Genomic DNA, 18,432 nt, shown 5'->3' with positions numbered 1-18,432 from the left:
GTCCCGGCTCTGAACCACGTCCGGCGCACGCCGGGACGACGGCAGGGCGGAGACGCGGCGCCGGGTGGGGCGGGGCGTAGTGGCGGGCCGTCGGCGCCGGAAAGGCGATGTCGGTCCGCCCGGTTAGGGTGCCCGGCATGGACAAGGATCAGGTGACCGAACAGCTCTCGGGGTCATGGCAGGACACCCGGCCCGCTCGCGACGCACTGGTGCGGCAGGGGGCGGCCGTGGCCACGGCCGTGGTGGACGTGCTGGCCGACGAGCGGTCACCGGTCGACTGGACGATATCGGCGGACGTCCTGTGCAGGATCGGGGAGCCCGCGCTCCTTCCGCTGGCGCAGGCCGTCGCGTCGGCGGACTCGCCCGAGGTGGCCCGGCGGGCGGGCTGGTCCCTGGGACGGCTGGACGTGGCCGATCCGGCGGTCTACGAACCGCTGTTGAAGCACCCGCACCCGGAGGTCCGCGGTGACGCGCTGTTCGCCTTCCAGCGCCGGGGCGAGGCCGCGGCGCGCTTCGTCGGCCGGCTGCTCCCCTCGCTGGGCGACCCCGACCCCAAGGTCCGGCAGCGAGCCGTGTGGGCCTTCGAGGCGATCGGCGCCGGTGCCCTTTCGGCGTTGCGGCACCTGCGGGAGCAGCCCGCGACCGGTCCCCGGATCCGCTCCGGTGCCCTGGAGGCGCTGGCGGCCGTCGGCGGACCGGCCGCCCTCGGCCGCCGGGACCAGGACGCCTGGCGTCGGCTGACCAGGATCAAACGGCTGACCGAGATCCCGGAGGCCCTGCACCTGTGCGGATCGTGGTACGCGGTGCCGACCGGCGATCAGGCGGCGGTACTCGAGGCGTTCGACCTGGGCGACCCCGAGCCGGTCACCCTGCGGACGGGCGCCTCGGCCTGGAACCAGGACCAGCACGCATGGGACCGCAAGCGGCCGCATGCGTGCTGCGCACGCGTCTTCGTCAGCCCGGCGCTGGACGGCTGGACGCTGGTCTTCGGCCACACCTCCCAGGACACCCATCGCATCGAGGACGCGGACGACGAAGACGGAGCGTTCGAGCACGTGGTGCGCCGGCGCTGCGCCGACCTCAGCCGCCGTTTCGGCGCGGCCCAGTGGTACGGAATGAGCTGCGGCGACGGCTGGACTGCCTGGTGCATCGCCGAGGGCGGGGAAGTGGTGCGCCACTACGACGCGTTCGACGCCGAGGAGGGCGGCGACGAGGACGGTGAGAACGGCGGCGAGACGGGCGGCGACGAAGGTCCCGCGCACCCGGCGGAAGCCGGCTACCTGCTGCCCCACCAGGACGGCTTTCCCGACGACGCCTTCGCCGGTGTCCCCTCCTCGGACCCGGAGGCGTTCCGGGCCAGGTACGAGCAGGTGAAGGAGGAACTCGGCATCCCCGACACCTGCTACGCCACCGACATCGCGGCCCGGCTCTCGGTCGACCCCGGCGCACTGGACGCGCGCACCCGGGTCACCGGCCGCGGCGTGCTCGCCCTCACCGCGTGCGGCCGGGAGCACGGCCACCCGGCCGGAGCCCTTGCGGTCTGACCCGTACGGCCCGCGGGCGCGACCCGCCGGGTGCCGTGCAGGGCACCCGGCGGTGCTTCAGGACGCCGTCACCCGTGATCGGCGCAGCAGGGGGTCGGGTTGGGCACCTCGAACGGGGCGAGCGCACCGCCGACGGCCGGGACCAGGGCCAGGGTGAGCCGGCCGTCGCGCCATTCGGGGCGCACATGGTCGCGGGTGCGCACCGCGGTGGCCGGGTCGGGCCCGGCGCCGTCCACCGACGGCGCGCCGACCACGACGACCCGGTCGACGGCGCTCAGGCCGAGCAGATCGGCCACGGTGACGGTCCCGACGAGAGCGTCGACGCCGGGGTACGACACGGCCCGCCCGGCGCGGCGCCCGGCGTGTTCCTCGGCGGCCAGCCGCGCCGCGCCGGCGGCCTGCGCCGAGCCGTGCGTCCGATCCCCGAAGGCGGCGCCCGTGTCCGGACCCGCCCAGTCGAGGACCCGCGTCCACGCCACCTCCGCCGCCCCGGCGTCGGGCAGGGCCAGCGACACGGCCGTGCTGCGGCGCTCGTCGGTGCGGATCAGATGGGTGCAGGCGACGGTGCCCCGCGGGAGGCCGAACCCGTCCACCAGGTGGTGGATCAGGTGATCGGCCTCCCGCAGGTTCGCCGAACCGGCGTCCACCCCGATGACGGTGTGGACGCCGGCGGCGCCGAGCGGGGATGTCATGAGGGCAGGACCCACATCGGGTTGGAGTAGAACCACAGGTCCTTCCACGGGTCGGCGTCGCCGATGACGTCCATCGCCGGACCGGCCGGGTCGACGGCCGCGCCGCGCAGGCCGACCGCGGACCGGTTGCCGTCGGTGCCGCGCAGCCGCACGTACACCGGCTTGTCCACCCGGCCGAGGGAGTAGGTGAGACGCACCGCGCCGGTGGACTTGTTCACCTCGAAGGACTTCACGACCTTGGTGGCCGGGGTGGCGAACGTGTCCTTGTCGGCGACCGGTCCGGTCACGTCGCCCTGGACGACGTCGACGCGGGCCAGCTTCGGCACGAACTGGGCCCAGTTGGGGCCGTTGGCGAGACTGATCTCGACGACCAGGTCGACCTGGCTGCCGCGGCGCACGGTGAGCGCACCGCCCAGGGTGACCGCGCGGTTTCCGGAGCGCAGCTGGGCGTTCAGGCCGCTGATGAGCCCGCCGTGGTCCACCCACACCCGGCCGGCCCGGATGCCGTCCATGACCGCCTTGTACGAGAAGGAGGCGGCGCCGACGTGCGTGCGGGAGTACTGGCCGGGCCAGAAGTCGGTGTCGGTGACGTTGAGGGTGCCGCCGTAGACCGGGTCCTCGTAACGGCCGTTGTTGTTGAAGTCGCTGTTGGGGCCGCGGACCGCGGTGTCGGCGTACACGTTGTGGGAGTCGGAGTTCGCCGTGACCCACCACGGCTTGCCCTCGGCCAGCAGGCTGTCCCACAGGCCGCCCACGGTGGAGGTCATCCAGTCGAAGCCGCCCCAGGTGCGGTAGCTCTCCAGCGGGTACCCGCCGAAGGAGTCGGCGCTCGGGCTGTTGTCGTAGATGCCACGCCCGGAACCGGCGCCCAGCGGGGCGGGCAGACCGGCGGCCTGGTGACCGGGGGCGCCCTCCATGCCGACGGCGATCGTCGGCTGCGCGTCACGCCAGCCGCGTATCTCGTGCGGGGAGTCGATGCCCTTGCGCGCCGGGTGGTTGGCGAGGAACAGCACGTCCTTCACCTTGCGGCGCTGCACCTGCTCGGCGAGGAAGTTGATGCCCGCGATGGCGAGCGCCTCATTGGCCGGAGAGCTGGCGGAGGCGCCCTTGACGCTGCCGTCGAAGGAGTTCTCGAACTCCTTCAGCACCGCGACCTCGTTCTTGCCCGGGTGCACGAAGACGGTGCCGTGCTCGGCGGCCGGGATGTTCCACTCCAGCCCCTGGAAGACGAGCGTGTCGTCGATCTGGTCACGGGCCGCGACGATGTCCGGGTTGACCTTCTCCACACCGATCTTGGCGTGCGCGACGCTGCCGTGGTCGGTGATGACCATCCAGTCCAGGCCGTGCGCGTTCGCCTGGCGGACGTGGTCGATGACCCGGTACTTGGCGTCGGAGCTGTACTGGGTGTGGATGTGGTGGTCACCGGCGAGCCACAGGTAACCGCCGGAGTGCGAGTCGTGGTGCGCCGCCAGGGACCCGGGTGCCGCGGCGGCCTGGCCCGCACCGCCCAGCACGCTGCCCGCCGCCAGACCGGCGCCGAGCAGACCCGTACGGCGCAGCATGGAGCGCCGGGAGAGCTGGCCGGGGGTCAGTTCCTCGTCCGGGACCGACAGGTCGAGGGCCGGCGGCAGCGACGAGGCCTCGCCGCTGTCGTGGTGATGGTGGTGGTGACCGTGACCGTGGTCATGGCTGTGGCCGTGACTCATGCTCAACTCCCGCTGGTAACCAGGGCGTACACGCTGGGGACGTGCAGAGTCTGAGAAGCCTTCGTGAACGCAGGGATGCGGGATGATGGTGACATCAAGAACGAAGCATGTGCAGCGAGAGCATTTCGGCCACCCGAACGTGAACGGCTCGACGCCCGGTGCGCGCGGGGGTGCGCGGGGCTCAGCAGGCCTGTGCGGGCTCCTCGTCCTCCGGTTCCTGGAGGGCCCTCGGGGTGCGATGGACCACCAGGCTCGTGACCGCGTACGCCATCTCGGTGACGTCGGGGTCCGGGGCGGGGTGGTAACGCCCCGCGCAGACGGAGAGGTTGACGATGAGGTGGGCGCGCCAGCGGGAGCCGACACCGCGGCCGTCGGCGAAGACCTGCCTGCCGTTCAGCGTCCAGACCACACTGCGCGCGCCGAACGTCACGCTCAGGTCGACGACACCGCCGGGGCGGACGGCCGCGTCGCGTACGTACCTGTAGCTGTCGCGTACGTGGTTGCTCAGCTCCAGCAGGTCGGGGTTGTCCGGGTGGTACTCGAAGACGTCCACCTCGTTCCCCCCGTCCCGCCAGGTCCAGATCGCCGGCCACGCGCCCGACTCGGTGGGCAGCCGCACCGTGGCGTCCAGGCGGTCCCCGGCGCGGACCATGAATCCCTCGGCGCTCTCCTCCGTGGTCAGCAGTCCCGTGTCCCACAGCCCGTCGGCCCGGCGGCGGGCGCGGAACGTGCCCGTGCGGGAGAACTCGCCGTCGGCGGTGAGGTGGTCCAGTTTGTTGTCGCCGGTATTGGTCGGGCCGCCGTCCGGATAGGCCCAGGAACGCCCGGCGACCCACTGGCGTGTGGAGGTGAAATCAGCTGTGAAGACGACTGAGCGCACGCACGGGCTCCTTGTGGCGCCGGGAACCGCATCGGATGCCGGTTTCATCCCCCGCGGGACAACAGCCATGCGGTGACGAGGAGTGAACGCCGCCGGATTCACCCGGGCGGGTGACGGACCCGGGGTCGCTGGTCGAGGACCGGTCCGCCGGATCGCCCCACGGGCCGGTGCGGCCGGTCGAAGCGGGCCCGCGCACCCCAGCCGCCGCCTCCGACACCGGCCCGTCCCCTTCCCCGGCGTTGCCGCTGCCGGGGAAGGGGACGGGGACGGGTGAGGGGCGGAACTGCGGCCGGTCGGGTGGCCCGGCCCGGGCGCTTCGTGGCGCGGTGGGTCAGGAGGCGACGAAGCGGGCGATCTGGCCGAGCACGGTCGTGTCGGTGAGATAGCCGATGTGGGTCTGGCAGGCGACGTTGTTGTTCGTCGCGCCGTCCAGCTTCGTGCTGGTGTACGGGATGATGACGCCGTCGCACGCCGAGTACCAGGTGGCGTACTTGGTGTCACCCGGCGTCTCGTCGCCCGCGGTGATCTGGGCGATGAACGAGGAGCCCGGGTACATCTGCTGGCACGTCGTGTAGATCAGACAGGCACTGGCGTACGTGGTCCCGTGGTTGGCGCCGGCGATCGAGGCGAGGTGGCTGACGCTGGTGTTGCCGCCCAGCACCTTCAGGTAGTACTGGCTGACGAGACCGCCCATCGAGTGGTTGACGATGGCGACCTTGCTCGCGCCGGTGCGCGCCTTCACGTTGTTGACGAAGGTCGCCAGGCCCTGCGCGTTGGTGATGTTGTTGCCGTAGGAGTCGTACTCGTAGGCGAACAGGTTGGAGCTGGACCAGCCGTTGGCCTGGAAGACGGCCATGGCGGTGACCCAGTTGGAGGCGTTGCCGGTGTACCCGTGGACGAACACGACCGGGGTGCTGGTCGACAGCGGCTGCGCGGCCGCGTCGGCCGCCCGCGCGGAGGCGACGGTGGTGGTCGCGGCGTCGGCCGCGCCGGCCGTCGACGCCGAGGAGAACAGGGTGAACGCGACCGCGGAGGCCGCGAGAACGCCGAGAAGCCGACGCGGGGAACGACGACGCATGGAACCCTCCAGACGAGGATGCGGGTGCTTGACCCGACCAGAGTCGTGGGGCGGGACGCGGGCGCCATCGGCTAAATCACCAGTGTGCGCGACGGCCCCGGAGGCTTCCGGACGCCCGGCCCGCCTGCGGATCCGTCGGTCTCACCTGAGGCCGCTGAGCATCACGCCGCGGATGTAGTACTTCTGGAGCAGAAGGAAGAGGACCAGCACCGGCAGGACGCTCAGGACCAGACCGGCCATCACGATCGGCATCGTGCGGGTCGGGTCGACGTAGTCCTGGAGCAACTGGATGCCGACGGGCAGTGTCATCACGTCCGGGTCGGCGGTCGAGACGAGCAGCGCCCAGATGTACTCGTTCCAGGCGTCGACGAAGGTGAGCAGGCCGAGCGTCACCAGGACCGGCTTGGTCTGCGGCAGCACGATCCGCCACCACACGGCGAACTCGCCGGCGCCGTCGATCCGGGCGGCCTCCAGCACCTCGTCCGGGATCGAGACCATGAACTGACGCATCAGGAAGATCCCGAAGCCGTTGACCAGGAACGGTATGGCGAGCGCGCAGATGCTGACGGTCAGTCCCGCCCCGCCGCGCCCGAACAGGTCGTTGCCGCCCGCCAGCGGCCAGTGCACCAGGATCAGGAAGTGCGGGACGAAGAAGAGGAACGGCGGGAACATCATCGTCGACAGCACCAGCCGGAAGATGAGATCCCGGCCGGGGAAGCGGAGTTTGGCGAGCGCGTAGCCGGCCAGCGACGACGTGAGCAGCACCGATCCGGTGATCAGGGCGGTGGCGACGACGCTGTTGCGAAAGAGCACCGGCAGATCGAGCTGGTCCATCGCCGCCCGGTAGTTGGCCAGGTCGAACGCCTCGGGCAGGAACCGGTACGGCAGCGTGCCGGACTCGCCGGGCCCTTTGAAGGACGTCATCACCATGTCGAGGAACGGCACCACCGTCAGTACGGCGCCGGTCACGACCACCAGATACGACAGCCACGGGAAACGGCGGCGGCTCACGCGTCCTCCCCGCCGCGCCGGAAGATCCACAGCTGGAGCAGGGTGACCGCGAGGACCACCGCGAACAGCACGAACGCGGCGGCGCTCGCCGTACCCCAGTCCCCGTAGGAGAAGGCCTGCCGGTACATCTCCAGGGCGGCCACGTCGGTCGCGTCGCCCGGCCCGCCCCTGGTCATCACGACGATCAGCGCGAACGACTGGAGGCCGGTGACGATCTGGGTGACGCACACGAGCAGCAGCGACGGCCGCAGCAGCGGCAGGGTGATCCGCCGGAAGACGGTGACGGGCCCGGCGCCGTCGAGCGCGGCGGCCTCGTAGTACGACTCGGGAATGGACTTCAGCCCGGCCGTGAGGACGAGGATCGCCGTGCCGACCGACGCCCAGGCCTGTACGACCACGACCGAGGGCAGCGCCGTGTCCGGGTCCTGGAGGAACGCCACCGAGTCGAGCCCGAGGGCGTTGAGGGCGCCGTTGACCAGGCCGCCCGGCTCGTACATGTACTTCCACACGTTGCCGACGGCGACGACCGTCGTCACGATCGGCAGGAAGTACAGGGTGCGCCACAGCCCCTGGAACCGCAGATTGTCGATGCAGGTGGCGACGGTCAGCGAGCCGGCGAGCGCGAGCGCCACCGTGCCCAGGGCGAACAGCAGCGTGTTGGTGAGGACGGGCGCCAGGAACGTCGATCCGTCCGCGAACAGGCCGGTGAAGTTGTCCAGGCCGACCGGGCGGATGTCGCCGAGGGCGAACCCCGACCAGTGCGACAGGGACAGCAGCAGCGCGAAGCCGAGCGGCAGGACCAGGAAGACGGCGAAGAACAGCAGCGTCGGCGCCAGGAACAGATAGGCCACGACGGTCTGGCGGCGCCGGGTGCGGTCGCGGGCCGCGACGACCGGCCTGGCGGGCCGCGGGCCGTGCGCCCGCTCGGCCCGCTCCGGCGTCAGCACGTTCACCATGACCGCGACACCTCCTGATCGACCTGGCGGCGGACGGCGCGCAGCGCCTCGTCGACCGACCGCTGACCGGTCCACAACGCCTCGATGTTCTGGCGCAGCAGGGACTTGGCCTGCTGCGCGCCCGGCACGTTGGGCTCCGGGACGGCGTACGCCAGCGCCTCCCGGAACGGGCGCAGATTCGGATCGCCGCCCGCGCCCAGCAGGGTCCCCATGTCGTCGGCGCGACCGGTCAGCGAGCCGACCGACACCTGTAGCGAGCTCATCCGGGTCGCCACCGCGCCCTGCCGGGCGGTCCGCACGCCCACCTTCTCGGCGTTGAGCCAGCGCAGGAACTCCCAGGCCTCGCGCGGGTGTTCACTGGCCGTGTTGACCCCCAGCATGAAGCCGGTGGAGAGCGTGCCGGGCCGGTCGCCCGCCCGTGGGACGGGCACGGGCGCGACGCCCACCTCGCGGTAGTCCCGGCCCATCTCGGCCCGCAGACTCGCCGTCCACCAGCCGGCGCTGATCACCATGGCCGCCTGCCCGGACTGGAACGCCTTGTAGACGTTGATGCCGGGGGTGCTCGCGCCCCGGACGACGAGGCGGTGCTCCAGCTCGAACACGGCACGGCCGGCGGGCGAGTCGATGGCGGTGCTGCGGCCGTCCGCCGAGACGAACGAGCCGCCGGCCGCGCCGAGCAGCGCGAGGGTCTGGCCGACGGTGGTGGAGTCGTCGTACGTCGACAGCCCGAACCCCTGGACGAGCGTGTTGCCGTACCGGTCCCGGCGCGCGGTGCGGTACGCCGCCTCCTCCAGCTCCCGCCAGGTGCGCGGCGGGGAGCCGAGGCCGGCCGCGCGCAGCAGCCGCTTGTTGTAGTAGAGGGCGTACGTCTGCACCTCGGTGGGATAGCCGTACACCCTGCCGCCCACCGATGCGGCGTCCACCGCGGCCCTGCCGTAGCCGCGCCCGATCTCCACGGCGTGTCCGGACGGCGCGGGCCGCAGGACGCCGGCCCGGACGAGCTGGCCGTTCCACAGGCAGTACGGGTGGATGATGTCGGCGCCCTGGCCCGCGGCCTGCCGGACCATGAACGTGGTCAGCAGGTCCGTGAACTCGACCGCCTTCGTCCGCACCTTGACCCGGTCGTGGGTGGCGTTCCACTCGTCGACCGGGCCCTGGAGGGCCTGCTTGAGCTCCCCGCTCGCGTAGTGCGACAGCAGGGTGAGCACGATCGGATCACCGGGCCGTCCGCTGCCCCGGTACGGCGCGGCACAGCCGGAGACGAGCAACGCCGAGGGGAGCGCCAGCGCGAAGTGACGCCGACCCAAGCCGCGTCCCTGCCACGGGCTTTGACGATCGGTCGGCCGACCGGGGCCAGGATCGCCCGTGCGGTGGGGCGGTGTCACCGGGTGGCCTCCCGGCGCATCACCTGGAACACCCGGGTCGTCCCGAACCCGGCCTTGCGGTACAGACGGCCCGCCGGGGACCGCTCGCCGGTCCACAGGAACCACGCCGAGTGGGCGCCGTGCGCCCGCATCCGCTCCAGCACCAGATGGAGCAGGACCCCGCCGAGTCCGTTGCCGCGCATCTCCTCCACGACACCGAACGGGCCGAACCGCTCGTCCGTCGACGCGTACGCGCCGTGCATCGCCCAGCCGACCAGACGGCCCGAAGGGGCCCGTGCGACGACGATCCGGTCGGGCCGCGCGCCCGCGAGCAGGCACTCGCGGATCGCGCGCGCCCAGTCCGGGTCGAAGCGGCTCCCGGCGAGCGCGATCAGCTCCACCAGGTCGTCGTCGGACGGAGTGGCGAACCGGTAGCCCTGGGCGGCCAGTTCGTCCACGCGTCGGGCGACCTCCGCGGGGAGGCGGTAGCCGACCAGACCGCGGTCCATCGCCGCCGCCTCGTACCGGGTGCGAAAGCCCAGGGAGGACAGGAGCCCGGCCGCTTCCGGATAGGCCGCCGCGTCCAGGCCGGGGAGGACGTAGTTGGGGGTGTACGAGGAGAAGTCCACCCGGGTACGGCCGTGACCGTGCAGCCAGTCGAGGGCGTCGGTCAGCAGCCGTCGGCCGAGGCCCCGCCCGCGTGCGACCGGGTCGACGAAGAAGAACGGGAGCCAGCCCTGCCGCGGCTCCAGGTCGGTGCCGTACAGCGGGGTCAGCCGGCGCACGGCGTAGGCGGCGCCGACGACACGGTCGCCGTCGACGGCGATCCGCAGCCCCTCCGGATCGAAGTTGGCGTCGAGCAGCACCAGGGAGCGGAAGCGGTCCCGGGTGATCGGGTCGGCCGGCAGGCTCCGGCGCCACGCCTCCACCACCCGCGGTCCGTCACCCCCGCGAAAGCCACGGATCCCGGCCCGGGACCGCGTCCCGAGCTCGGTCGTCAACGGGTCGTCCGTGCTCATTGCCCTGCCCCGTCCGCCGGTGACTTCTCGTAGCGGTAGCTGGAAAATGTTCTGCTATGTCCACAAATTATGCAATTACATGCTCATGGGACACGCCGGACGTGGCCGCGGGATCTCTGCCCTCGCTCGCGTCCGGTTCACCCGACGGTGAAGTCGGCCGCCTCGTCGTCCAGGGTGGTCGTGCCGTCCTTGGCGGTGGCCAGCACGGCGACATGCCAGACACCGTGCGGCGACGACTGGGCGTCCGACCGCCTGACCGGGGCCGTGTAGGTGCAGCGCACGGTGTCCTGCCCGGCGGGCTTGCAGATCGCCGACTCCACGGCGGCCATGTCCTTCGCGGTCGGCCGATTCTTGGCGAGGGAGGAGTTCTCCGGCCAGGCGAGCACCTTCACGCTCCTGACCCCGGAGGACGCCGAGACGTCCGCGACGAAGGTCAGCGCGCCGTCGCGCTCGCCGACGGGAGCGGTGTAACGCGCGCTGCTGTCGGCGATCGCCGGAGGCTGATCCCCGGCGTACGCGAGAGCCAGCGCGCCGGCGCCAACCCCACCGAGGACGACGACACCGGTGGCCACGGACAGAGCCAAACGTCGGGACATGCGATTCTCCGTAACTGTGTCAGCTGTATCGCGCTGCCGTTCCTCGACCGCGCCACTGCGTCGATCCTCGCCGCGGGCGGTCCGGTCGGACATGAGCGCGCATACTCAACCCCGCCTGAGTAACGGTGGCTGTGCGTCCCCAGGATGGTCCTGAAGCGTGCGGACGCGTGGCGCGCCACCCTCGTGGCCGCCGCTGACGGCGGGTCAATACACTCGCCCGATGAACGACATACAGTGCACCCACTGCGGCACGGTGGGACTGGAGCCGGGCTTCATCGAGGACTCGGGGCAGGGCGCTCGCGGCAACGCGCGGTGGATCGAAGGCGCCCTTCAGCGAGGCCCGCTGGGCGGTGTCAAAAGGTTGGGCCGGCCGCGCTGGACGATCGAGGCCTACCGCTGCCCCGCCTGCGCGCACCTGGAACTGTTCGCCACGCAACGCGAGTGAGACACCGGCCCGGCGCCGTGGCTCCGGGGGCCTGGGGGCGACGGGTCCGGGCCAGGGTGCGCTTGATGGCGGGCTGTTCTAGCGTCGGAGGTGAGGAGGGGCGGTTCCGCCCGGCGAACGGGCGGGTGCGGGGCCCGGGTGCGGGCCGTGGGTGAGGAGTCGTACACCCGCCGTGTCCGCTGCTCGGCCCACCTGCCGTGTCCGCTGCCCGGCGTCGGATCCGCGAGACCCACCGACCCTGGAGAGCAGGTACCCGCCATGCGTCCATCGGCCCATGTCGCCGGTTTCCTCACCGGTCTGACCCTTGTGCTCGGCGGCGCGGTCCTCGTCGCGCCCGCCGCCCGGGCGGACATCCCGGCCTGTACGAACATGGTCCGGCAGACCGGCGTCGAAGTCACCGACGCCGTGAACACCGCGTGCACCCGGGGTGTGCACGCCGACCTGCGGGGCTGTGCCGACGCACTGGGCGCGCTCGGCGTGCCGGGCGGCGCCGCGACCGGAGCCTGCCGGCTGGCTGCCAACCCCCCGCCCTGACGGCAGGCCGGCAGCCGACAGGCCCTGGGTGCCTCAGCCGCGGTCGTGCAGCGCGACGGCCAGCGGTGCGGCGGTGAACATGGAGGAGTAGGTGCCGACCGCGAGGCCGATGAGCAGGGCAAGGGCGAAGTCGGTGAGGGTGTCACCGCCGAGGACGGCCAGCGCGGTCAGGACGAACGCGGCGCCCATGCCGGTGTTGACGGTGCGCGGCAGGGTTTGCAGGAGCGCCCGGTTGGTGATGTCGAGGAACGGCGTTCTGCGGTGGTGGGCGAGCTCCCTGACCCGGTCGAAGACGACGACCGAGTCGTTCACGGAGTAGCCGATGACGGTCAGCAGCGCGGCCAGGAAGACACCGTCGACGGGCTTGCCGAGCCAGGCGAAGACACCGGTGAGGATCACCACGTCGTGGGCCAGCGCCGCGACCGAAGCGGTGGCGAACAGCCAGCGGAACCGCGCTGCCAGATAGACGAGTTGGGCCCCGAGGGCGACCGCCAGGGCGACGAGCGCGCCACGGCGGAGCTCCTTGCCGAGGCTGGGGCCGATGCTCTCGTCGCGCAGCACCTCGGCACCGCCGGCCAGCCCGCGGACGACTTCGGTGGCGCCCGCCGTCTGATCGTCCGTCAGGGGACCTGTCCGTACGGTGAGTCGGTCGTCGCCCGAGGTCTGTACGACGGCGTCGGGAAGGCCCGCGTCGGCGAGTGAGGCGCGCGCCCGGTCGGGGTCGACGGCGGTGGCGGTGGTGTACTCGACGAGACGCCCACCGGTGAACTCGACGCCGAGGTCGAGACCGCGCAGCGCGATCCCGGAGGCGGCCAGGACGAGGGCGGCGGCGGAGACGGCCAGCCATCTGCGCGGGTGGCGCATCAACTGCGGGTTCCTGCGGGTGAGATGGTCGCGGACGGTGCCGGTGTGCGCGATACCGAACAGGCCGGGGCGGCGACGAGCCCAGGAGCGGGCGGCGGCGTACTCCGCGAGCACACGGGTGACGACCAGCGCGCTGAGCATGGAGGCGAGGACGCCGATGCCCAGAGTGACGCCGAAGCCGCGGACGGGACCGGAGGCGAGGAAGAACAGCAGGCCGGCGGCGATGAGCGTGGTGATGTTGGAGTCGGCGATCGCGCTGAGGGCGCCGCGGAACCCGGCGGTCAGCGAGGAGCGGGGGGTGGAGCGCAGGCGGGAGGCGTACTCCTCGCGGGCGCGCTCGAAGACCAGCACGTTTGCGTCGACGGCCATGCCGATGGCCAGGACGAACCCGGCGAGTCCCGGCAGGGTGAGGGTGGCGCCGAGGGCGGCCAGGGCGGCGTAGGAGACGAGGCCGTAGCAGGCCAGGGACACGGTGGCCAGCAGGCCCAGGAACCGGTAGACGACGATGATGAACAGCGAGGTCAGCGCCGTGCCGATGACGGCGGCCCAGGCGCTGGCCGTGATGGCCGCGGACCCGAGGGTGGGGCCGACCGTGCGCTGTTCGACGATCTCCACCGGCACGGGCAGGGCTCCGCCGTTGATGAGCAGAGCCAGTTCCCTGGCTTCCGCGTCGTCGAAGGAACCGGTGATCTGCGTGGAACCGCCGGTTATCCCGGAGCGGCAGGCGACGGACGGGTCGACCTGCGGCGAGGAGACGATCTTGTCGTCCAGGACGATGGCGACCCGGCGGGACGGGTCCCCCGCCGGACGGCAGGCGGCCGCACCGGTCAGGCGGGCCCAGCCGTCCTTCCCGGCGCCCTCGAAGTCGACGGTGACGTGCCATCCGGCGCCGCTTTGCTGGTCGAAGCGCGCGGCGGCCTTGCGGACGTCCTTTCCGGTCAGCGTGGCGGCCTCGAGGCGCAGGAGTTGCCCGGATTCGTCGGGCAGCACCAGCGGGCGAGGCCGACCGGGCTGCGGTTCGGGGACGTCGTCGGTGTCGGACGCGGTGCCGACGACAGGGTGGAAGGTGAGCTGGGCGGTGCGGCCGAGGAGCTCGGCGGCCTTCGCCGGGTCCTGCACACCGGGCAGTTCGACGATGATCCGGTTGCTGCCGGAGCCGACGATGCCGGGTTCGGCGACGCCGAGCGCGTCGATGCGGTCGCGCAGCACCTCGACGGTGCGCTCGACCGCGTCGCCGTCCTCGTCGGCCGCGGCGGTCGGTCTGGTCTGGAGGACGATCTGCGTGCCACCGCGCAGATCGAGGCCGAGATGGATGGGCACCGTGAGCGCGACGTACAGCGACACGGCGACGGCGGCGAGGGCGATCAGCCCTCTGAGGTGCAGGGATCGGTTCACAACGGTCCTTCGGCGGGCATGCCGCGGCCGGCGCGTGGTCCACGGCGGAAAGAGAAAGAGACGGAGGCAGCGAGTGCGGGGTCAGTTGCCCGGCCGTCGAGGAGGTGCCCGCAGGCGGACGTCGTACGTCGGCTGTGCGGAGGTGGACACGGGTGGCGTCGCCGCGGAAGCGTGGACGGCGCGCGCCAGGGCGCCGCTCGGACAGCCCGGGGTGCCGAGGGCGGGCGGCGGCGAGTGGCGTTCGCCGACGGCGGGGCGCTGGATCCGTGCCGCACCGGCGCGGAGGGCCGGCTGCCCGTCGTCCGCGTGATGGCCGCGCTGGGCCCGGACGGTCGCGGCAGCCGGTCCGGAGGCGGTCGGTGACGTGGACGGCGATGCGGTGGCGGACCGCGGCGCCGCTGTCGAGGCTGTCGTCCCCCTCGCGTCGACGGGTGTACCCGGGGACGCGCCGCCGGGTGTCGCGGCGGTGAGCAGCGCGGCGAGCGAGGCGAGCAGGATCGCGATCACCGCCGAGGCCCCGAGGACGCACGAGCGCGCGGGGGCGTGCGAGGAGCGTGCCATACGTCGTCCTCGCTTCGGCTGCGGTGGGCGCTGGTCCTGGGGGGAGCGGGGTGCCTCAAGGCTCCGGCGGGGGAGTGGACGGCCGGAGCCTTGAGGCGGTCGGAGGGGGCCGGCGGTCAGGGTTCGATGAGGCCGGCCCGGATGGCGTAGCGCGTGAGCCCCAGGCGGTCGCGCATCCCGAGCTTGTGCAGGAGGTTCTCCCGGTGCCGGTGGACGGTCTTGATGCTGATGAACAGCAGCTCCGCGATCTCCTTGGAGGAGTGGCCCTCGGCCACCAGCTTGAGCACCTCCTCCTCCCGGGGCGTCAGCACCTGGTCCGGGGGTTCCTCGCCGTCGTGGACGCGGTCGAGGTAGTTGCGGACGAGGGCGGTGACCGCGCCGGGGTAGAGGAACGGCTCGTCGCGCATGGCGGCCCGGCAGGCGGCGACCAGGTCGCGGTCGGCCACCGACTTCAGCACGTACCCGCCGGCCCCGGCCTTGAGCGCCTGGAAGAAGTACTGCTCGTTGTCGTGCATCGTCAGCATCAGGACCCGCACGCCGGGCTTGACCGTGTGGAGTTCGCGGGCGGCCTGGAGGCCGGTCATCCGGGGCATCGCGATGTCCAGGACGGCCAGGTCGACCTGGTGGGTGCGGGCCAGCGCGACGGCCTCGGCGCCGTCCCCGGCCTCGGCGACGACTTCGAGGTCGGGTTCGCCGTCGAGGATGAGCCGCACCCCGCGTCGTACCAGCGCGTGGTCGTCGGCGAGCAGGATCCGGATCGTCGGTGTTTCGGTCATGGTCACGACTTTCTGGGGCTGGCGGGCACGGTCAGCCGGACCTGGGTACCGGCCGTCGGCTCGGAGGTGATGTCGAGAGCCGCCCCGATCAGCAGGGCCCGCTCGCGCATCCCGCGGATCCCGGCGCCCTCGCGGACGACGGCGCTCCCACGGCCGTCGTCCGCGACGGTCAGGACCACCGCGCCGTCGGCGTGGCGCAGGGTCACCTCCACCCGGCCGGCCTCGGCGTGCCGGGCGGCGTTGGTCAGGGCCTCCTGGACGACCCGGTAGAGCACGAGTTCCGTCTGCTCGTCCAGCGCGGGCAGCCCGGGGTCGAAGCGGCGCACCACGCGCAGCCCGGCGTGCGTGGCGAACTCGGTGGTCAGCGAGGTGAGGGCGCTGACCAGGCCGAGATCCTCCAGCACGCCCGGCCGCAGCCGACGCACCAGGCGGCGGACCTCGTCCAGGCTCTCGCGGGTGATCTCCTGAGCCTGTTGCAGCTCACCGCGCAGCGGCTCGGCCGCCGTGTCCGCCGCCCGCTTCAGCGCCAGCAGGATCGCGGTCATGCTCTGGCCGACCTCGTCGTGGAGTTCCTGGGCGATGCGGCGCCGCTCGGCCTCCTGCGCGAGCAGGACGCGGGCGCTGCTGGAGGCCCGTTCGTGTTCGAGGCGATCGAGCATGGCGTTGAAGGTGCGGATCAGCTCGGCGATCTCGCTGTGCCCGCGTTCCGGCAGGCGTTGGCCGGGGCGCAGCAGGTCGACGGTGGTCATCAGCTTCGCGAGCCGGCCCAGGGGGGCCAGGCCGATCCCCAGCAGGGCGGCGTTGGCGACCAGCATGACGGCCAGACCGGCCACGAGGATGACCGCCTCGGTCAGTACGACCGGCACGGACACCGTCACCGGGGCCCACAGCAGCAGTGCGGTGGCTGACCCCAGCACCACGGCGTTGAGGGCGAAGATCCGCCAGAACAGCGACACCGGGATGACAACCCTTCCTCGTGCGATACGGCTCTGTCTCTACTGTCGGTCACCGCGCACCCTGTGCCCGGGCCGCGGCCGCGGCTCGGCGACCGTCCTGCGCCCAGCCTCCCTCCGCCCCGCCCGCCCCGTCGATGGGCTCCAATGCCCATTTCCGCTGCCGTGTCCGCCCAGGTCGCGAGGGGCTCGGCGCGGCGCCGCAGATGGGTATCGCGCCCGATGGGTTTCGTACGGCGCCTCGGCCAAGGTGGGGGCATGGACCACTCACCGTGACCTCGTGACCCCGTAGCCGCACCGTTCCCGGTCCGGGTCGCGCCTCTCCGGTCCAAGGCTTCTCCCCTTCAAGACTTCTCCGTTCCGAGGCCTCGTGCCTCGCCTCAGCTCCGTACACCCCCGTTCCGTCGATGAAAGGACCGTCATGTCGCTCGACACGCCCCGGACTGAAACGCGCCCCGAACCCCGGGCCGAAACCCGCTCCGAACCTCGTCCCGAACCCCGCCCCGAGCGTCTGACGGCGCACGAAGCCCGGCAGCGGCTCGAACACGAACGCAACTCCCGGCTGACGCAGCTGCGGGCCATCGCCGAGGCCGAGCCGAGCACGCCGGACCCGATGGCGAGCGCGCAACGGGACACCGTGCACCGGGTCCTCAAGGAGATCGACGCGGCGTTCACCCGGGTCCAGGACGGCAGCTACGGAGACTGCGAGGGCTGCGCCAAGCCCATCCCCGTCGAGCGCCTGGAGATCCTGCCGCACACGCGGTACTGCGTCCCCTGCCAGCGCGACGCCGCCTGACCGACGTCCGCCCCGCCTCCGTCCGCTGCCCCGTCCGAGGGGGAATTGGTGAACCAGCAGAGCACCCGCCACCGCAACACGACCCTGTCGACCGAGGACCTCGCCGCCCTGCGCGAGAACCTGCACGAGCAGCGCCTGTTCCGCCTGGAACAGCTCCAGCAGCTCTCGGCCGCCGCCGCGCACCGCCCCCAGGCGCTGCCCGACCGGCGCACCGCCTCCCAGACGGAGGTCCGGGCCAAGCTCGCCGCCTCCGCCCGGATGGTCCTCGCCGACGTCGAGGCGGCCCTCGTACGCATGGAGCAGGGCCGGTACGGCAGCTGCCACCTGTGCCGCAGGCCCATCGCCCGGGAGCGCCTGATCATCGTGCCGCAGGCCCGCTACTGCGGGCGCTGCCAGCAGGTGCGGGAGGCGGGCCGGTGACCGAGACACCCCGCCCGCGCTCCCGGAGCGCGCGGCACCGTCCCTGGCCCTGCTGTCGGGATTGCTGCGGCGTCGCCCTGGACCTGGGCAGCGAACGCACCCGGGTCTGGGTGTCCGGCCGGGGCGTGATCCTGGACGTGCCCACGGTGACCTTCCCGGGCGACGGCGGCCTGCACCCCATCCAGCGCGCCACCATCGTCGACGTCCCGGGCACCGCCCGGATGCTGGACCGCCTGCTCGGCCACCGGCTGCCGCACGCCACCCGTCCCATGTTCATCCTGACCACACCCGTCCTGAGCGGCCTCGCCTTCCGCGAGGCGGCCCGCGCCGCGGTGGAGCGGCTGCGGCCGCACGGCGTGCTGACCGTCCCGGCGGCGCGAGCCGTCGCCACCGCCGTCGGCGCCGACCTGAGCAGGCCCCTGCTCGTGGTGGACCTCGGCGCCCACGTCACCGAGGTCGTCCTGCTCACCGACGGCTTCGTGACGGACGCCCGCCGCACCGCCCTGGGCACCAGCGACCTGGACAGCGACACCCCGCCGGCCCGGATCGCCGACGCGGTCGTCGCGATGGTCACCACCATGTTGGAACAGGACCGCACCACCCAGACGCTCGACGCGCTGCGACGAGGGGTGCTCCTGGCCGGCGGGGGCGCGCTGCGTCCCGACATCACCTACCGCCTGAGCGGGCGACTGCACGCCCCCGTCTCACCGGTGCCCGCCCCGCACACCGCGGCCGTCCGGGGGGCCGGCCGGCTGCTGGAGGACGCCCATACGCACCCCTCGACCACCGGACTCACCGAGTCCACACACCCGCGGTAGCGCGGCCAGGACCGCGCCCCGCTC

At 72.6% G+C, this 18,432-nt stretch carries 19 protein-coding genes; 6 read left to right on the top strand and 13 right to left on the bottom strand.

Features of this window, described 5'->3' with window-relative positions; translation table 11 throughout:
* Positions 1-137 precede the first annotated feature (137 nt).
* Entirely contained in the window at positions 138-1,544 is a 1,407-nt protein-coding gene (locus FNH09_RS06685; protein ID WP_162468199.1) for a HEAT repeat domain-containing protein, read from the top strand.
* A 68-nt stretch (positions 1,545-1,612) separates the two neighbouring features.
* Here the strand turns inward: FNH09_RS06685 and FNH09_RS06680 are convergent, their stop codons facing one another.
* The 9 genes from FNH09_RS06680 to FNH09_RS06640 form a co-directional block, all read right to left on the bottom strand.
* Complete coding sequence (locus tag FNH09_RS06680; protein WP_152885818.1) at positions 1,613-2,236, bottom strand: hypothetical protein; 624 nt, start codon at positions 2,234-2,236, stop codon at positions 1,613-1,615.
* A complete protein-coding gene (locus FNH09_RS06675) occupies positions 2,233-3,942 on the bottom strand; it encodes a PHP domain-containing protein (RefSeq protein ID WP_152885817.1) in 1,710 nt (569 codons plus the stop codon). The genes FNH09_RS06680 and FNH09_RS06675 overlap by 4 nt, the downstream gene beginning before the upstream one ends.
* Positions 3,943-4,123: 181 nt before the next feature.
* Positions 4,124-4,870, bottom strand: coding sequence for a beta-glucanase (locus FNH09_RS06670; protein ID WP_152885816.1), 747 nt, complete (start codon positions 4,868-4,870; stop codon positions 4,124-4,126).
* 283 nt (positions 4,871-5,153) lie between these two features.
* Positions 5,154-5,900 (bottom strand): esterase/lipase family protein, encoded by a 747-nt coding sequence (locus FNH09_RS06665; protein ID WP_152885815.1) that lies wholly within the window; start codon positions 5,898-5,900, stop codon positions 5,154-5,156.
* A 141-nt stretch (positions 5,901-6,041) separates the two neighbouring features.
* Positions 6,042-6,911 (bottom strand): ABC transporter permease subunit, encoded by an 870-nt coding sequence (locus FNH09_RS06660; protein WP_162468198.1) that lies wholly within the window; start codon positions 6,909-6,911, stop codon positions 6,042-6,044.
* Complete coding sequence (locus tag FNH09_RS06655; protein WP_152885814.1) at positions 6,908-7,867, bottom strand: carbohydrate ABC transporter permease; 960 nt, start codon at positions 7,865-7,867, stop codon at positions 6,908-6,910. Before FNH09_RS06655 ends, FNH09_RS06660 begins: the two co-directional genes overlap by 4 nt.
* Positions 7,861-9,174, bottom strand: coding sequence for an ABC transporter substrate-binding protein (locus tag FNH09_RS06650; protein WP_152885813.1), 1,314 nt, complete (start codon positions 9,172-9,174; stop codon positions 7,861-7,863). The genes FNH09_RS06655 and FNH09_RS06650 overlap by 7 nt, the downstream gene beginning before the upstream one ends.
* Before the next feature lie 74 nt (positions 9,175-9,248).
* Positions 9,249-10,250: a GNAT family N-acetyltransferase gene (locus FNH09_RS06645; RefSeq protein ID WP_152885812.1), complete on the bottom strand. Its 1,002-nt coding sequence runs from the start codon at positions 10,248-10,250 to the stop codon at positions 9,249-9,251.
* 137 nt (positions 10,251-10,387) lie between these two features.
* Positions 10,388-10,846: a DUF5707 domain-containing protein gene (locus FNH09_RS06640; protein ID WP_152885811.1), complete on the bottom strand. Its 459-nt coding sequence runs from the start codon at positions 10,844-10,846 to the stop codon at positions 10,388-10,390.
* 220 nt (positions 10,847-11,066) lie between these two features.
* Between FNH09_RS06640 and FNH09_RS06635 the strand changes: the two genes are divergently transcribed.
* Complete coding sequence (locus FNH09_RS06635; RefSeq protein ID WP_152885810.1) at positions 11,067-11,291, top strand: hypothetical protein; 225 nt, start codon at positions 11,067-11,069, stop codon at positions 11,289-11,291.
* Positions 11,292-11,549: 258 nt separating this feature from the next.
* A complete protein-coding gene (locus FNH09_RS06630) occupies positions 11,550-11,825 on the top strand; it encodes a hypothetical protein (protein ID WP_152885809.1) in 276 nt (91 codons plus the stop codon).
* A 33-nt stretch (positions 11,826-11,858) separates the two neighbouring features.
* Here FNH09_RS06630 and secD read toward each other — a convergent pair whose 3' ends face one another.
* From secD to FNH09_RS06610, 4 genes are all read right to left on the bottom strand, one after another.
* A complete protein-coding gene (secD, locus tag FNH09_RS06625) occupies positions 11,859-14,084 on the bottom strand; it encodes a protein translocase subunit SecD (protein WP_162468197.1) in 2,226 nt (741 codons plus the stop codon).
* An 81-nt stretch (positions 14,085-14,165) separates the two neighbouring features.
* A complete protein-coding gene (locus tag FNH09_RS06620) occupies positions 14,166-14,645 on the bottom strand; it encodes a hypothetical protein (protein ID WP_152885808.1) in 480 nt (159 codons plus the stop codon).
* 116 nt (positions 14,646-14,761) lie between these two features.
* Entirely contained in the window at positions 14,762-15,421 is a 660-nt protein-coding gene (locus FNH09_RS06615; protein ID WP_152885807.1) for a response regulator, read from the bottom strand.
* Positions 15,422-15,423: 2 nt separating this feature from the next.
* Positions 15,424-16,377: a histidine kinase gene (locus FNH09_RS06610; protein WP_162468195.1), complete on the bottom strand. Its 954-nt coding sequence runs from the start codon at positions 16,375-16,377 to the stop codon at positions 15,424-15,426.
* A 418-nt stretch (positions 16,378-16,795) separates the two neighbouring features.
* On the opposite strand from FNH09_RS06610, the gene FNH09_RS06605 reads away from it, so the two are divergent.
* From FNH09_RS06605 to FNH09_RS06595, 3 genes are read left to right on the top strand one after another with little or no spacing between them, the layout of a single operon-like run.
* Positions 16,796-17,170, top strand: a complete 375-nt coding sequence (locus FNH09_RS06605; RefSeq protein ID WP_152885806.1) for a TraR/DksA family transcriptional regulator — start codon at positions 16,796-16,798, stop codon at positions 17,168-17,170.
* Between the two features lie 45 nt (positions 17,171-17,215).
* The gene (locus FNH09_RS06600; protein ID WP_152885805.1) at positions 17,216-17,590 is read left to right on the top strand and encodes a TraR/DksA family transcriptional regulator; all 375 of its coding nucleotides are present in this window, start codon (positions 17,216-17,218) and stop codon (positions 17,588-17,590) included.
* Positions 17,587-18,408 (top strand): rod shape-determining protein, encoded by an 822-nt coding sequence (locus FNH09_RS06595; RefSeq protein WP_162468194.1) that lies wholly within the window; start codon positions 17,587-17,589, stop codon positions 18,406-18,408. Before FNH09_RS06600 ends, FNH09_RS06595 begins: the two co-directional genes overlap by 4 nt.
* Positions 18,409-18,432 lie beyond the last annotated feature (24 nt).

Origin of the sequence: Streptomyces adustus, from assembly GCF_009377175.1 — a bacterium.
In the GTDB taxonomy this organism is placed as follows: Bacteria; Actinomycetota; Actinomycetes; order Streptomycetales; family Streptomycetaceae; genus Streptomyces; species Streptomyces adustus.
Note: the sequence above shows the minus strand (reverse complement) of the source record. Positions and strands in the feature narration are given on the sequence as shown.

What these genes read in the sequence shown, in the direction of transcription:
- FNH09_RS06620 (WP_152885808.1), bottom strand. Translation starts at nt 14,645, where the DNA reads ATGGCACGCTCCTCGCACGCCCCCGCGCGCTCGTGCGTCCTCGGGGCC.
- FNH09_RS06640 (WP_152885811.1), bottom strand. Translation starts at nt 10,846, where the DNA reads ATGTCCCGACGTTTGGCTCTGTCCGTGGCCACCGGTGTCGTCGTCCTC.
- FNH09_RS06655 (WP_152885814.1), bottom strand. Translation starts at nt 7,867, where the DNA reads ATGGTGAACGTGCTGACGCCGGAGCGGGCCGAGCGGGCGCACGGCCCG.
- FNH09_RS06630 (WP_152885809.1), top strand. Translation starts at nt 11,550, where the DNA reads ATGCGTCCATCGGCCCATGTCGCCGGTTTCCTCACCGGTCTGACCCTT.
- FNH09_RS06665 (WP_152885815.1), bottom strand. Translation starts at nt 5,900, where the DNA reads ATGCGTCGTCGTTCCCCGCGTCGGCTTCTCGGCGTTCTCGCGGCCTCC.
- FNH09_RS06680 (WP_152885818.1), bottom strand. Translation starts at nt 2,236, where the DNA reads ATGACATCCCCGCTCGGCGCCGCCGGCGTCCACACCGTCATCGGGGTG.
- FNH09_RS06605 (WP_152885806.1), top strand. Translation starts at nt 16,796, where the DNA reads ATGTCGCTCGACACGCCCCGGACTGAAACGCGCCCCGAACCCCGGGCC.
- FNH09_RS06670 (WP_152885816.1), bottom strand. Translation starts at nt 4,870, where the DNA reads ATGAAACCGGCATCCGATGCGGTTCCCGGCGCCACAAGGAGCCCGTGC.
- FNH09_RS06685 (WP_162468199.1), top strand. Translation starts at nt 138, where the DNA reads ATGGACAAGGATCAGGTGACCGAACAGCTCTCGGGGTCATGGCAGGAC.
- FNH09_RS06615 (WP_152885807.1), bottom strand. Translation starts at nt 15,421, where the DNA reads ATGACCGAAACACCGACGATCCGGATCCTGCTCGCCGACGACCACGCG.
- FNH09_RS06645 (WP_152885812.1), bottom strand. Translation starts at nt 10,250, where the DNA reads ATGAGCACGGACGACCCGTTGACGACCGAGCTCGGGACGCGGTCCCGG.
- FNH09_RS06675 (WP_152885817.1), bottom strand. Translation starts at nt 3,942, where the DNA reads ATGAGTCACGGCCACAGCCATGACCACGGTCACGGTCACCACCACCAT.
- FNH09_RS06635 (WP_152885810.1), top strand. Translation starts at nt 11,067, where the DNA reads ATGAACGACATACAGTGCACCCACTGCGGCACGGTGGGACTGGAGCCG.